At 61.1% G+C, this 16,088-nt stretch carries 4 protein-coding genes; 3 read left to right on the forward strand and 1 reads right to left on the reverse strand.

Translation table 11 applies throughout. The features are described 5' to 3' along the window. Nucleotides 1–166: 166 nt before the first annotated feature. From LGM42_RS05725 to LGM42_RS05735, 3 genes are read left to right on the forward strand one after another with little or no spacing between them, the layout of a single operon-like run. Nucleotides 167–12,226, forward strand: a complete 12,060-nt coding sequence (locus LGM42_RS05725) for a hemagglutinin repeat-containing protein (protein WP_319001439.1) — start codon at nt 167–169, stop codon at nt 12,224–12,226. Further along, complete coding sequence (locus LGM42_RS05730) at nt 12,223–12,681, forward strand: DUF6911 family protein (protein WP_226231758.1); 459 nt, start codon at nt 12,223–12,225, stop codon at nt 12,679–12,681. Before LGM42_RS05725 ends, LGM42_RS05730 begins: the two co-directional genes overlap by 4 nt. 20 nt (nt 12,682–12,701) lie before the next feature. Continuing rightward, nucleotides 12,702–14,462 carry a ShlB/FhaC/HecB family hemolysin secretion/activation protein gene (locus LGM42_RS05735; RefSeq protein WP_226231759.1) on the forward strand — a complete coding sequence of 587 codons (1,761 nt, stop codon included), beginning with the start codon at nt 12,702–12,704 and terminating at the stop codon, nt 14,460–14,462. Between the two features lie 209 nt (nt 14,463–14,671). Here LGM42_RS05735 and LGM42_RS05740 read toward each other — a convergent pair whose 3' ends face one another. Beyond that, on the reverse strand, nt 14,672–15,955 hold the full coding sequence (locus LGM42_RS05740; protein ID WP_226231760.1) for a M23 family metallopeptidase: 1,284 nt from the start codon (nt 15,953–15,955) through the stop codon (nt 14,672–14,674). Between the last annotated feature and the right edge of the window lie 133 nt (nt 15,956–16,088).

Here is a 16,088-nt window from a genome sequence, read left to right on the forward strand (position 1 = left end):
GATTGCCGTTAACAATACCGTCGATATTTGCAGTTGACGGAATATGTCATTACATAAAATAAAGATAATCGGATTGACGCGGCCTTTCCACGGTTTCAATTAGCTTCCATGCGATGTTCGAGGCCGTGAGGGCGGATCGAACGAGAATCGCGAGTAGACCAAGAATATGAACAAAAACCATTATCGGCTGGTGTTCAGCCGCGTACGGGGTATGTTGGTTGCCGTCGAAGAGACGGCCAGCAGGACGGGGAAAACAAATACGGGCGAGACTCGCCGCGTCGCCGAGCGCGGCGGCGAGCATCATCCGGCAGCGAAGTTCGCGTTACGGGTTACTGCATTCGGCGCGCTGGTCGCAGCCGGCATGAATCCGATTTGGGCGACTGCGCAGATCGTCGGCGGAGGGGCTCACGCGCCCGCGGTGGTGCAGACGCCCAACGGCCTGCCGCAAGTCAACATCAACAAGCCGAGCGCTGGCGGCGTGTCACTGAACACCTATAACCAGTTCGACGTTCAGAAGAGCGGCGCGATCCTGAACAACGCGTCGACGATCGTCAACACGCAGCAGGCCGGCTATATCAACGGCAATCCAAACCTGAGCGCGGGGCAGGCGGCGCGCATCATCGTCAACCAGGTCAACAGCACCGCGGCTAGTCAGATCAGGGGGTATGTTGAGATCGCGGGAAGCCGCGCGGAGATCGTTCTCGCCAATCCAGCCGGGATCGTCGTGGACGGAGGTGGTTTCATCAATACGTCGCGGGCGGTCCTGACGACCGGTGTGCCGCAGTTCGGCGCGGACGGATCGTTGACGGGTTTCAACGTTAATCGCGGCCTCGTGACTGTGCAAGGTGCGGGCCTCGATACCTCGAATGTTGATCAGACTGACATCATCGCCCGCGCTGTACAGGCTAACGCCGCGATCTATGCGAAGAATCTCAACGTAATCGCGGGTGCGAATCAGGTCAATCACGACACGCTGGCCACGACGCCGATCGCGGGTGACGGTCCTGCCCCGGCTGTCGCGATCGATGTGGCTCAGTTGGGCGGCATGTATGCCAATAGGGTGTTTTTGGTCGGCAACTCCTCGGGCGTGGGTGTCGCGAACGCTGGCACGATCGCGGCGCAGGCAGGCGATCTGACGTTGCAATCGGATGGTCGGCTCGTGCTCACGGGCAAGACCACGGCGAGCGGCAACCTCGCGATGTCCGCCTCGGGCGGCATCCAGAATAGCGGCACCACGTATGCGCAACAATCGTTGTCGGCGAACTCTGCGGCCGATTTCGCGAACAGCGGGACGCTCGCGGCGCAGCAGAATGCGGCGATCAACGCCGGCAGCGTCAATTCGACCGGCACGCTCGGCGCGGGTGTGAACAACGACGGTTCCGTCGCGCACAGCGGCGACCTGAACCTGATTGTGTCGGGCCAACTGACCGCGATCGGCCAGAATGTGGCGGGCGGTAACGCATCGCTGACGAGCGGCAGTGTGAATCTCGCCGGCAGCCAGACCGCCGCGAACGGCAATCTGTCGCTGAACGCGACGGCCGGCGACGTGAATCTGTCGAACGCGACGACGAGCGCGCAAGGCGCCATTCAGGCGAACGCATCGGGCACCGTCATCAACGACCACGGTAGCCTGTCGAGTGGCAACGGCACGACGCTGACCGGCGGCAACCTGTCGAACCAGGGCGGCAAGATATCGTCGCAAGGCGCGCTGTCGGTGAATGTCGCCGGTCAGATCGCCAACCAGTCCGGCGAACTGGTATCCGAACGCACGGTGGACGTACGTGGCGGCGCCATCGCGAACAATCAGGGCACCGTTCAAAGCGCGGCCGGCATGACAGTGGCCAGTGCATCGCTGGACAACACGGCAGGTCGGATGACGTCGCTCAATAGCGACGGCCTCTCCGTAACGACCAGCGGCCAGTTGACCAACGCAGCGGGCACGACCGCGAACGGCGCGCAGGGCGGCGTGATCGGTGGCAACGGCGACGTCACCGTGCACGGCGGCAACGTCGCCAACCACGGGACGATGACGTCTAATACGAATCTGCATGTCTCGGGACGAGCGATCGACAATAGCAGTGGCGCTTTGCAGGCTACGCAAACGGTAGCGGTCGATGCGGGTGCGCACCTGATCAACAACGGCGGCTCGATTGTCGCTCAGACGGCAGAACTGACCGGCACGGCCCTCGACAATAGCGCGGGCGTCGTGAAGGCCGACAAGATGTCGTTGAATGCGACCGACCTTGTGAACCACGGCGGCACGATCACGCAGATCGGCACCGGCGCGATGAGCGTGAACGTGTCCGGCACGCTCGACAATTCGAACGGCGGTACGTTGCAAACCAACAGTACCGACCTGACGCTCGCCCCTGCGTCGCTGGTCAATGACGGCGGCAAGATCACGCATGCGGGCACCGGCACACTTACACTCGGCAACGGCACGGGATCAGTGTCGAACGTCGGCGGTACGATCGCGAGCAATGGGCGCGTGGTGGAGCGATCGGCCAAGCTGAACAACACATCCGGTTCGATCACCGGCCAAACCGGCCTGTCAGCCACGGTCGGTAGCGTGCTGAACAATACGAACGGCAAGCTGCTGTCCAATACGGACCTCGGCATCACGAGCGGCACGCTCGCAAACGACGGGGGGCGGATTGGTGCGACGACGAATGCGGTAATCCACACGGGCTCGATGACGAACCTGAGTGGATCGGTCAGCGCGTCCAACGTGTCGGTGACGGCTGATTCGACGCTTGACAACAACGGCGGCAAGCTCGAAGCAAACCAACTCGCATTGACCACACCGAACCTGACGAACCATGGCGGCACGATCACGCAATATGGCTCGTCGGCCATGGCTGTCAACGTCAGCGGCACGCTCGATAACTCGGCAGCCGGTGTGATTCAGACGAACAGCACCGATCTTATGCTGACTCCGGCTTCGCTCGTGAACGATGGCGGCACGATTACGCACGCCGGTACCGGCACGCTGGCGATTGGCAATGGCGCTGGTTCGATGTCGAACGTCGGCGGCTCGATCGTGAGTAACGGACGAGTTATCACGCAAAGCGGTTCGCTGAACAACACCTCGGGAGCGATCAACGGCCAAGCCGGGGTGACGGCGACGATCGCCGGCGTATTGAACAACACGAATGGCAAGCTGTTGTCCAGTACGGACCTTGCTGTTTCCAGCGGGACACTAACGAACGACCGTGGCCAACTTGGCGCAAGCGCGAACGCGATGATCCACACGGGCTCGATGTCGAACCTGAACGGTTCGATCGTTGCGCCAAATCTGTCGGTGATGGCCGACTCGACGCTTGACAACAATGACGGTTCGCTCGAAGCGAATCAGCTCGCGTTGAGCGCGTCGAATCTCACGAACCACGGTGGCACGATTACGCAACTTGGCTCGTCGGCCATGGCTGTCAACGTCAGCGGCACGCTCGACAATTCGAATGGCGGTACGCTACAAACCAACAGTACGGACCTGACGCTTTCCCCTGCATCACTCGTGAACGATGGCGGCACGATTACGCATGTCGGCAGCGGCATGCTGACGCTTGGAAACGCGACGGGATCGGTATCGAACGTTGGCGGGTCGATTGCAAGCAACGGTCGCGTCGTGGAGCATTCGGCCACGCTGAACAATACATCGGGGTTGATCAACGGCAAATCCGGGGTGACGGCGACAGTCGGGAACGTGCTGAACAATACGAACGGCAAGTTGCAGTCCCGCGCGGACCTTGGCGTTTTCAGCGGCACGCTGACGAATGACGGCGGTCAGATCGGCGCGAGCACGAATGCGTCGATCCACACGGGCTCGATGACGAACCAGAGTGGATCGGTCAGCGCGTCCAGCCTGTCCGTGACGGCCGGTTCAACGATCGACAACAGCAGGGGCAAGCTCGAAGCCAACCAACTTGCGTTGACCGCACCGAACCTGACGAACCACGGCGGGACGATCACGCAATACGGCTCGTCGGCCATGGCTGTCAACGTCAGCGGTTCGCTCGACAACTCCGCAGCGGGCGTGATTCAAACGAACAGTACGGACCTGACGCTGGCCGCTAGCCAATTGAACAATGCAGCCGGCACGATCACGCATGCCGGTACCGGGACGCTGACAATCGAGCCGGGTAACGGTGCGAGTGCGCTGAACAATGCAGGCGGGACCATTGTCACCAAGGGGCAGGCGGTTGTCGATGCGAGCAGTTGGGACAACTCGAACGGCATTCTCGCGGCACAGGGCGGCGTCACGGCGACGGTTGCGGGCGACGTGAACAACGCACAAGGGCTGGTGCGTGCGGGCGCGTCTCTGTCGTTGACGAACGGCGGCGCGCTGGTGAACCAGGCCGGGCACGTTCAGGCCGGGCAGGCGACGGCCGGCGACACGAGCACGCTCGCGGTTCATTCCGGATCGGTCAACAACGCTGACGGGGCCATTACCGACCTCGGCACGGGCGCGATGACTGTGCAAAGCGGCAGCCAGGTCACGAACAGCCGCGCAGGCAACGTGTCGGGCATGGGCGCGATCACCGGTAATGGCGACGTCACGATCAGCGCGACATCGATTTCCAACACGCAGGGCGGGGAGTTGAGCGGTGCGAGCCTCCATGTTCAAGGGACGACCTTGGACAACAGCGGCGGACAAATCGGCAGCGTTGCGAATTCGAGCGGCGACGTGGACGTGACGACGAGCGCCGCACTCACGAATACGAACGGGCACATCAGCGCCACGCACGATCTGGCAATCACGGCTCCGACACTGCAAGGCGGCGGCGCGTATAGCGCAGCGCACGATGTACGCGTGAATCTGCAAGGGGATTACACGACAACGCCGGGTACACAGTTCAACGTCGGTAACGATCTTACCTTTGCGCTGCCCGGTACGTTCACCAACAACGCGGGTTTCCAAACCATCAATGGCCTGAACATCAACGCGGCCAATATCGTCAATTCGGGCGCGTTGTCGGCCGGTGGACTGCTGCATACGCAATCGAGCAATCTGTCCAATACCGGGTCGCTGGTGGGCGGGAGCGTCTCGCTCAACGCAACCGGCACGGTGTCGAACGTCGGGCCGACGGCGTTGATTGGCGCATCGGATAGCAACGGCAAGCTTGAAATCCTCGCGCACGACATCGAAAACCGTGACGACACGACGGCGACCGATTCGATGCCGACGACGGCGATTTTCGGGATGGGTAAGGTTGTACTCGCGGGCGGCAAGGACGCGAGCGGCAATTACACGAATGCGGCACTCGTCAATAACTCGTCGGCCTTGATTCAGTCCGGCAGCGATATGGAGCTGCACGCCGACAAGGTGACGAGCACGCGTCGCGTGATGAGCACCACGGGAAGCACGAGTAACGTCGATCCGGCGGTACTTGCACAATACGGCATCAGCTTGTCAGGTTGCGCGGCGTATTTCGCGGGGAATTGCACTGGTCAGACGAGTTACGGTATTCGGTCCGACAACCTCACGCCGGATATGGCGGGCGTGTTGATCAAACAGCCGGGCGGCATGTACATCGAGCCGCCTCACGGCGGTCAATGGAACAGCAGCTACCAGTACACAACCTATACCGGCACCGCCGTTGCGAACACGGTCACGGCATTGAGTCCGGCCGCGCAGATTGTGTCGGGCGGCAAGATCGATGCGTCATCGACCGGTACCCTCCAGAACTACTGGAGCAGCATCACGGCCGTCGGCAATCTCCACTTGCCGCAAAACTATGACGGTAACGGTTGGGCGGCGACGGGCCAGCAGGCACCGACCGTGACGGTGACGTACTCGGGACAGTATCACTACAACAACTACGACAACTCCGAGCACAACTGGCAGTTGCCGTTTGGCGATGCCACGTTCGTGACGAGTCGTCCGGGCGGCTATACCCAGGTCGCACCAGCGGACGTCAAGACCTACAAGCTGCCGGGCTACGATTCGACCTTGGGTTCGAACGGCACGATTTCCGGCACGGGCGTGAGCATCAACAATACCGCAGGCAACGCATCGCTTCCGTCGCTCGGTCTGCTGCCCGGTCAATCGGTCACGGGTTTGACGCCTGTCTCGCTCAACGGCGCTGCGACGGGCTCGGGGGCGACCGTGACGCCTGCCACGCTCAATGGCAATGCAACGGCTTCTGCAACGGCTGGCGGCGCCGTTCGAGGGGCGATCGCGGGCGCGGGTGCCCAATCGGCGGCACCGGTGCATGGCGGTGCCTCAACACCAGTCGATCGGATCATTGCAAGCGCGACTGCGTTGAACGTGCTGAACAACCTCACGATTCCGCAGGGTGGCTTGTACCGACCGAATCCGTCGCCGAATGCGAACTACGTGATCGAGACAAATCCGGCGTTCACGAACCAGAAGAACTTCATTTCGAGCGACTACTTTTTCGGTCAGATCGGGGTTGACCTCACCCACATTCCGAAGCGCCTGGGTGACGGCTTCTATGAGCAGCAGCTTGTACGCAATCAGGTGACGGCGCTGACGGGCCGCGCGGTGTTGGGTCCGTACGCGGATCTTCAGGCGATGTATCAGCAGCTTATGGCGGCGGGTGCAGCGCTGGACAAGCAACTCAATTTGCCGATTGGCGCGAGCCTGTCTCCCGAGCAGGTATCGAAGCTGACCGGTAACGTGATCATGATGGAAACGCGCGTGGTCGACGGTCAGTCGGTGCTCGTGCCGGTCGTGTATCTGGCACAGGCGAATCAGCAGAACGTCAATGGTCCGCTGATCACCGCCACCGACATCGATCTGAAGGACGCGCAGAACTTCACGAACAGCGGCACGTTGAAGGCGGACAATTCGTTGTCGATTCAAGGCAAGCAGATCGACAACGCGTTCGGTGCGCTGCAAAGCGGCGGCCTCATGTCGCTGAAGACGGACGGTAACGTCGACCTCACATCGGCGAAGGTCAAGGCGGGCAGCTTGAACCTGAACGCAGGCGGTGACCTGATTCTCGATACCGCAGTGAAGACCGACACCCAGGTAAGCCGCGACGGTGCGACGAGCGTCAAGACGACGCTTGGGCCGATTGCTTACCTCGATGTCAAAGGTGACGCGGCGATCATCACCGGGGGCAACCTTGAACAGCATGCGGGTGCGCTGACAATTGGCGGGAATCTCGGCCTGCTTGTTGGTGGGAACTACGACCTCGGTACCCAGCAAGTCGGCGAACACAAAATCGTGCAGCGCGCGAATGGCGTATCGAATACCGACATCAATGGTGTGGTTGCGAGTACTGTGAATGTTGGCGGCGTGTCGATGATCGGGGTGAATGGCGATCTGACCGCAACCGGCGCGCAAATCAACTTGGGCAACGGGGGCACGATCGCCGCCAAGGGGAATGTCACGCTCGGCGCGGCGAGCACTGCCTCGACGGTCGACAGCAACAGTTCGGGTAGCGATCACCACGGCAGCTATTCTGAAACATTGCACACGTCCGACCAGGCCGTAGTTGGCGCGGCGGTGCATAGCGGCAATACCGTGAACGTTGCTTCGGGCAAGGACATCAACGTCATCGGAAGCACGATCTCGCTTGACCAGGGCAACGTGGGCCTGATGGCAGTCGGTAACGTGAACGTCGGCGCGGTGACCGAAACCCATGTGTCGAACATGGACGAGTCGCACGACCACGGTGGCGTCGCAAGTCACGCGAGCGCGACAAACCGGGTCGATCAGACCACCACGTATGCCAATGGAAGCACGATCTCGGCCGACGGCGTAACGGTCGTAAGCGGGAAAGACATCAACGTCACCGGTAGCTCCATTGTCGGGACGCACGATGTGGCACTGTCGGCCAAGGGCAATGTCAACATCACCGCAGCGACCAACACGTATCAGGACAACGAGTACCACCAAGAGAAGCATTCGGGCCTGTCCGGCTCGGGTGGTCTGGGTATCACGATCGGATCGAGCGAAAAGAGCGATCGGTATAACGCAACTTCGACGACGCAGAGCCAATCGCGCAGTTCCGTCGGCAGCGTCGAAGGTAACGTGAAGGTGTCGGCCGGCAAGGACGTTCATATCGGCGGCAGCGATGTGGTCGCAGGCAAGGCGGTGGGTGACGTCAAGGGCGCGACGGGTAACATCAGCATTGCCGGCGAGAACGTGACGATTGACACTGGACAGGACCGTGCGCAATCGCACGATCAACAAGAAGCGCATTCGAGCGGGTTAACGGTGGCGGTCACTGGTACGCCGTTTGATACGGCGCGCAACCTGAAAGCGGATGCGTCCTCGGGCAACGGTTTCCAGCGTGGCCAATCGGTGCTGACCGAAATCGGCGCAAGTGCTGCCGATGTGCCGTCGATTTCGGTGACGTACGGTCGGAGCCGTAGCAGTAGTACGACCGACATGTGGAGTTTGACGAATGCGGGAAGCACGGTGCGTGGTGGCGGCAACGTGACCGTGAAAGCGACCGGAGGTGCGCAGAAAGACGCGAATGGGAACGCCGTGGATGGCGATATTGCCGTGATTGGCTCGGCGATCAGCGCGGGCGGTACGGCGACGCTGGATGCCAACCGCAACGTGACACTGCAGGCGTCGACGGATGAGCTTCGGCAGAATACGTCGTCGAGCAGTTCCAGCACGAGCCTCGCGCTACTGTCGACGCCGAGCCTCGGAGACGTCGCTCGCTGGATCGGCGGCACGGCCAACAGTGGCGGGAACAGCCCGTCCCCGTACAACGCGAGCCAGAGCAATTCGGACGGCAGCCAGACGATGACCCAGCAAACGGCGTCGTCGGTCACTGGTAATAGCGTCGTCATCAAGAGCAAGACGGGCGACATTAACGTCGTCGGGTCGGGCATTAGCGGAACGCAGGGCGTCGATCTCGTCGCTACGCAGGGCGCGATCAATGTACTGGCGGGTCTCGACACCAACGTGACGCACCAGGAATCGAGTAGCCACCAGGTTGGCAGCCTCGGTAGCAACGGCACGGCGACCGGTTTTTCGGTCGGTGTGGCGAATAGCCATAGCGTGCAGGACACGTCGTCGCAAACGCAGAGCACGATGCGCAGCCAGATTGTGAGCGGCAACGGCAACGTGACACTCGATGCAAAGCAGGACATCACGGTCGCGGGCTCCGATCTGAGCTCGGGTAAGGATCTAACACTGATTGGTAAGAACCTGAATCTCGATCCGGGAACGGACGCGACGCAGAGCCGCATGAGTCAGGATTCCAGCCAGTTCGGCGTGAGTGTTGCGCTTGGTGGGGCAGTCGGTAATGCCATCGCGCAGGCCAATCAGGCATTTGCGCAGCCGGCGCGTGGAGGTGATTCGCGATTGGCGGCGCTGGACAAGGCTCAGGCCGGACTTGCGGCTTACAACGCGTATCAAGTTGGAAGCGCGTTGAGTGACGGAAAGCCGACGAATCAGGCACTGGTCAAGGCGACGGTCAGCATCGGCGGTGGCACAAGCCATAGCGAAGCGCAATCCAGTTCAGTCGCGAACGACGGGAGCACTCTGCACGCAGGCGGTAAGGCAACGCTCATTGCAACCGGAAGCGGTGCCAAGGACGCGAAAGGCTTTGCGACCGATGGCGATATAAACGCCAGTGGGACACAAATTACCGCGCAGAACGTAGACTTGAGCGCCGCACGCGACATCAACCTGACGAGCGCGAAGGATACGAGCCAGCAGTCGAGCAGCAATAGCAGCAGCGGCGGCAGTATCGGTGTTGGCGCAGCTATTGGCGGCCAGCAGAACGGTTTCACGCTTGAACTGGGCGCGAGCACGGCGCACGGCCATGCAAACGGTAACAGCATCACGAACCGGGATACGCAGATTACCGCAGGCAATGCACTGTCGATAACGAGTGGACGCGATACGAATCTGCGCGGTGCGGAAGTGTCGGGCAATACCGTCAACGCGAGTGTTGGGCGCGACCTCAATATCGCGAGCCAGCAGGACACCAGCACGTACGACAGCAAGCAATCGAGCGCCGGTTTCCAGGCAAGCATTTGCGTGCCTCCGTTCTGCTACGGCCAAACGGTCAGCGGTAGCGCGAGCGCGAGCCAGCAGAACATTAACGCGAACTATCAGTCGGTGAACCAGCAAAGCGGGATCTATGCGGGCACGGGCGGGTACAACGTGAATGTCGGGAACCATACGCAACTCGATGGTGGCGTGATTGCGAGCACGGCGACACCAGACAAGAACAGTTTGTCGACGCAGACGCTGGGCTTTACGAATCTGGAAAACCACGCCTCTTACTCGGGCGATACGGTCGGCTTCAGCGCGAGCGGTGGCTTCGGGAACAGCACACCGGGTGGTGTGAACCTCAATACGCCTGTCAAACAAGGCCCGAACAACGTACCGGGAGCGCAGAATTCGCAAGGCTTGGGACCGAGCGGGTTCTCGGCGGCGGGCACGAGCAGCGACGCGTCGGGAACAACCTACGCGGCCGTCGCTCCGGGCACGGTGACGGTACGCGGCGACGCGGGTACCGGACATGACAGTACGGCAGGCCTGAGCCGCGACACGGCGAATGCGAACGGCGCCGTGCAGAACACGTTCAATGCGCAGAACGTGCAGAACGACATGGCGGTTCAGCAGTCGGTCGGCCAAGTCGGTATGCAGGTGGTGGGGGATGTCGCGAACGCGCTGCAGAACAAGGCAATTGCAGACGAAACCAAGGCCCGACTGGCATATGCCAACGCTAGTGCCGCCGGCGATACAGCCGGGATGGCACAGGCGCAGGCCGATTTCACGGCGGCGCAACAACAGGAAGCTTTATGGGGTAACGATGGCGCGGCTCGGATCGCATCACACGCTGGTATAGCCGCAATCGGTGCGGCGCTGGGGGGCGGCAATGTCGCAGGGGCCGTCGCTGGCACGGTGGCCGGTGACATGGCTGGCAATGCCGTTGGGAACGCGCTCGGCGATACACTGGGCGGCACGTTGTTGGCGAATGCGGCATCGGGACTGGCTGGTGCGGCGGCGGGCGGCGCTTTAGGCGGTTCGGCTGGAGCGATGAGTGGCGCGAACGGTGCATTGAGTGCCGACCTGTTCAATCGTCAGCTTCACCCGCAAGAGCGCACCATGATTTCCACGGTGGCGAAGGGTATAGCAGCCGCCAACGGCAAGACGCCGGCTGATCAGGCGAAGCTGGCGGACTACTGGACCAATATGCTGACGTTGGCTGCTGGCGCGAAGGTAGACGCTCAGGCACAGACGCAGCTCACGCAGTATGAGATTCAGTTAGTGCAGGCAGCTCAAGCGTCTGGTAACTCGCAAGCGCTCGATACGTTTATGCAGAATCTGAAGATTGCACAGAATGCGATCAATCAGATGTCCGGCTACACGATCTCGGGCACGACCGGCGCGATCGTAGCGGATGGCAGCACGGTTAAGACGTTCCAGTCGACCAGTGCTCAATTCAACGACTCGACGTTGTTTGGTACGCCGGGGGGAACAGCGCATGCACTCGCCTCAGGCCAAACCCCTCAGACGGCCGGGATCGGATCGCAGTATTACGTTGATCCGAACGGTCCGACGAATCAGCAGGTGGCGGGCTTCGCCCAAGATCAGATTGCGAAGGCAGGAACGTCGCGGGATGCAATCGCGCCAGAACATACCGCCGAAGATTTTATTATCGCGACTATGGGCGGAGGATTAGCGACCGGAGCCGTTAAGGCGATTGCGGGGCGGGTTGCGGCTGCGGTGTCAGACGTGGTGTCGAAGTCTATAGCGGATGTACCGAAGCCGGTCACATCCGGCGGAACGGCGAATGCCGCCACTGCTGAGCCTCTTGCGATCGATCTTGCGAAGGCTCAGTCCGTTGATCCTCTGATTGGCAAGACACTACCGGGCGCATCCGCACCCGTTAAGGTGACGGCTGATGCGAGTATTGGCGGACAATCGTTCTATGATGTCAATCAGACGGCGCGCGGAGTCGGATTTGGAGACCCCAATCAACCGACACTAATTTCAAAATTGGTAGCGCCGGGCGACCCGAACGGAGTCTATGGTGAGGCCCATGCGGAAATTGGCGTGATTCAACAGGCATACAACGCAGGGCTGACGCAAGGCCAATCTATGACTATTGTTGTCAGAGGATTGTCACCTTGTTCGTATTGTTCTGGCGATTTAATGGATATGGCTCAAGCCGCAGGGTTGAGCGAATTAACTGTGGTTGATGGTGTCACCGGCGCTGTTAATAAGTGGATTCCGGGTGGCAAGGATTGGATTGCAATTGATCCCAAAAAACTTAAATGAAAAATATTCTTTGGCTGGATTCATCTGATAAATCAAATGCCGATGAGCTTGGAATTTCCATGGCTGACCCTGTTTGGGAGCGCGTGGAGTCAAGAATTTTGCGGGCATTTGAATTTGGTGGTCAAGTTAAATTGTGGGCTGCCAATATTGGCGATGACGAGAAAATCAGACTGCACACGCACTTGGGGATGGAATCACATCCCGGGGAATATCGGTTGATATATAGTCCAAAAAAAGAATTGGGGGAGCGGTCGAAAATTCGTGAGTGGTGGGAGCCGGGTGATGCGCCGTTTCGCGGAACCACTAATTTTTTGGATCATGAATGGGATGATCGAACGGTGTGTCGAGACATATCGGTGGCATTGGGAATGTTTAGAGATTTCTACGATCATCATGATTTGACGGAGGTGAGCCTCACTCAAACTCGGTCGGTTTGGGATAGAAAGCCGCGATAATTATAGTAAAAACATTTCGAATGAAAATGAGAAAACGGCTGATGGCCTTGCCAATAACAGCCTTGGTATCGCTCGGGGTACATGCACAGCAAGCTGCTACACCTGCCGATCAAGCAGCCGCCGCACGTGCGAACGCGGAGCAGGATCGGCAGGCGCAGCAGCAGCGGGACGCGCAACAACGTGACGCGGCGGTGCGCGCGCCTTCAATTCGTTCTGAATTGCCGCGCACCGAAGCATATCCAGCACTTCCTACCGAAACGCCATGTTTCCCGATCGACCGCTTTACGCTCGACGTGCCTGGCTCATTGTCCGATGCAGCGAAGGCCCAAGGGGCATCCGCCTTACCGATGGATCGCTTTGCGTTCGCGCGCGAATGGCTGAACCACTACGCAGGGCAATGCGTCGGCAAACAAGGTATTGACGTACTGATCAAGGGACTGTCGCAGGCGATTCTGGCGAGAGGTTACGTCACTACGCGGGTGCTCGTTCCCGAGCAAGACCTATCGACCGGCACGCTCAAACTTTCGCTGATTCCCGGCACGATTCGTCGTGTGCGCTTTGCTGATGAAAAGCTCCGCGGCACCTGGAAAACCGCCTTTCCCAGCCGCGACGGTGAGGTGCTGAACCTGCGCGACCTCGAACAAGGCCTTGAGCAAATGAAACGCGTATCGAGTCAGGATGTCTCGATGCAACTTGTTCCGGGTGATCTTCCCGGCGAAAGCGACGTCGTGCTCGACGTGAAGCGCGGCAAGCCGTGGACAGTCGTCGCGTCGATCGACAATTCCGGCACGCGTGCCACCGGCAAACTGCAAGGCAACCTCTCGCTCGGCATCGACAACCCGCTCGGCCTGAACGACGTGTTCAACGTCGGCGTCAGCCAGGATCTCGAATTCGGCGACAAGCGCCTCGGTTCGCACGGCTGGAACGGTTTCTATTCGATTCCGTGGGGCTACTGGACGGCAACGCTCTCGGCTTACACGAACACGTACTACCAGCAGATCGCCGGCGTGAACCAGACGTTCATCGCAAGCGGCAACTCCAAGACGGTCGATTTCAAGCTGGCCCGCGTGCTGTCGCGTAGTCAAAATGATGTGTTCGGCGCCTACGTTCGCCTGTCGCGTCGTTTCGGACAAAGCTTTATCGAAGACACCGAGATCTCGCAGCAGCGCCGCAACAACACGATGATCGAACTGGGTCTGACCGATCGCCACTACTTCGGCGGCGCACAGTTCGACGGCTCGCTTGCATATCGTCAAGGCGTCGGTGGGTTGGGTGCTCAGGACGATACGATGGCAGCGGGTGGTGGACCGACCTATCGCTTCAAGATGGCGGTAGTCGACGCGAACCTGTCGGTGCCCTTTGCGATCGGTAAGCAGCCATTCCGCTATGTCGGCACATTCCACGGCCAGTACACCGGAAACACGCTTTACTACATCGACGATTTGACGATTGGCAGTCGCTACACAGTGCGCGGTTTCGATGGCGAAACGATGCTCGCCGCGGCACGCGGCTTCTACTGGCGCAACGAACTGCAGGCGCCGATCGGGCAGACGGGGCAGGCAATTTATGCGGGGCTCGACTACGGTCGCGTATGGGGCCCGCAGCCTGTCGCTCTCGTCGGGACGCAATTGGCCGGCGCCGTGATCGGCATGAAGGGGAGCGTGGCCACGCGATTCGGAGCGTATGCGTACGATCTCTTCGCGGGTACGCCTGTCTATAAGCCGTCGGGTTTTCCGACTGCGCGAGTGACGCTCGGTTTTCAGGTGACTGCTCAGTTCTGAATAAACGCGGTCTTGTTTGTCATGAGGGAACCTATCTCGCTCAACTACGAGAGGTAAGTGCACACCACAGGCGGTATCAGGCGCAAGTCTGCTTTTACCCCGCGCCAAAACATCGGCTCAAGCCCGTGACCAGCCGACGGTGTAGAGAAGAGTGGCGGAGCACTTGACCGTACGCTCTTCTGCAACCATCAGGATCGTGTGCCTCGGCGTCAGCTTCGCTCCGCCGAGTAGTGCGTATCGAAAACCGCACGCAGCGTCGACGGCCCGGTCGCGAAATCGCCCCACAGCGGCCCGTCGTTCTGCGCGAACGCGAACGGCGTCGTCTTGATCGACGCAAGCCGGACGCGCCATTGCGCGGCTTCCTGGCGGAACGCGGTGAGCTGCATGTCGGACAGCCCCGTCTGCGCGTTCGCGAGCGTGACGAGCGGATCGACCGGATCGTTCGCGACGCGCACCTCGAAATGCAGGTGCGGGCCGGTGGCCGCGCCCGTCATCCCGACCGAGCCGATTCGCTGGCCCTGCTTCACGGTTTCGCCGACCTTCAGCCCGCGCGCGTACGCGGACAGGTGTGCGTAGTAGGTCGAATAGCCATCCGCATGATCGACGATCACGTAGCGGCCATAGCCGCCCGGATCGGTGCCGACGAACGACACGACGCCGTCGGCCGCCGCGTCGACCGGCGTGCCGCTCGGCGCGGCGAGATCGACGCCCGTATGGAACGCCATCGCCTGCGACAACGGATGGACGCGCTCGCCGAAGAACGAGCTGATGCGCGTCCACTTGACCGGCATCGTGAACGCCGCGGCTTCGAGCGGCGAGCCGTCGAGCGTGTAGTACGCACCGTGTTCGGCTCCCGGCGCGTGGAACCAGATCGCGCCGAACGTGCGGCCGGCGACGCGCAGCTCGAGCGCGGTCAGGCGCGGCGTGCCGTCGTGCGTGTCGAACGCGACGCGGTAATAGTCGCCGCGCTGCGCACTCGCGCGCATCGCGACCTTGCCGGTGACGAGATCGCCCAGCTGGATGCGCACTTCGGGCGGCACGTCGAGACGGTTCAGCGTATCGGACAGCGTGAGCTCGATGTCGCCCGCGCGCATCCCTTGCCGGTGATCGGGCGACGCGAACTGGAACAGGCTCGCGTAGCCGAGCATGTCGTTGCGATGCGCGCTGAGCGGCGCGAACAGGCCCGGCTGCGGGCTGCGATCGTTGCGCTCGAGGTATTCGTTGCGCTCGCCGAGCGTGCGTGCAAGCTCGCTCGTCACGAAATGCTGCGCGGTGGGAAACGGCGTATCGGACAGCACGCGCTGCGGCAGCGCGGCCGTGCCCGAGTCGACGGCGCCGGGTAGTTGCGACACGGCAGGCAGCGCGGCGGCGAGACCGAAGGCGGCGAGGGCGCCGAGCACGGCGGCCGGCACGAGCGCGCGCACGAGGCGCTGCGCGCGGCCGGGCGCGAAAGCATCAGGGGTTGCGGCAGGCTTGACCAAAGGTGTCCACATCCAGGAAAGCGGTTCAAAGAGGTGTGGGCAGGAGCCGTCGGCGGTCCATGCGTCAGGGGGGCGACATGGCGGGCGACGGGCGTGCAACAAAACAGGCCCCGCCAGGGGCCTGTATCGTTCCCGTTCGACCCAA

This window comes from Burkholderia sp. AU39826 (genome assembly GCF_020419965.1).
Taxonomy (GTDB): Bacteria; Pseudomonadota; Gammaproteobacteria; order Burkholderiales; family Burkholderiaceae; genus Burkholderia; species Burkholderia semiarida.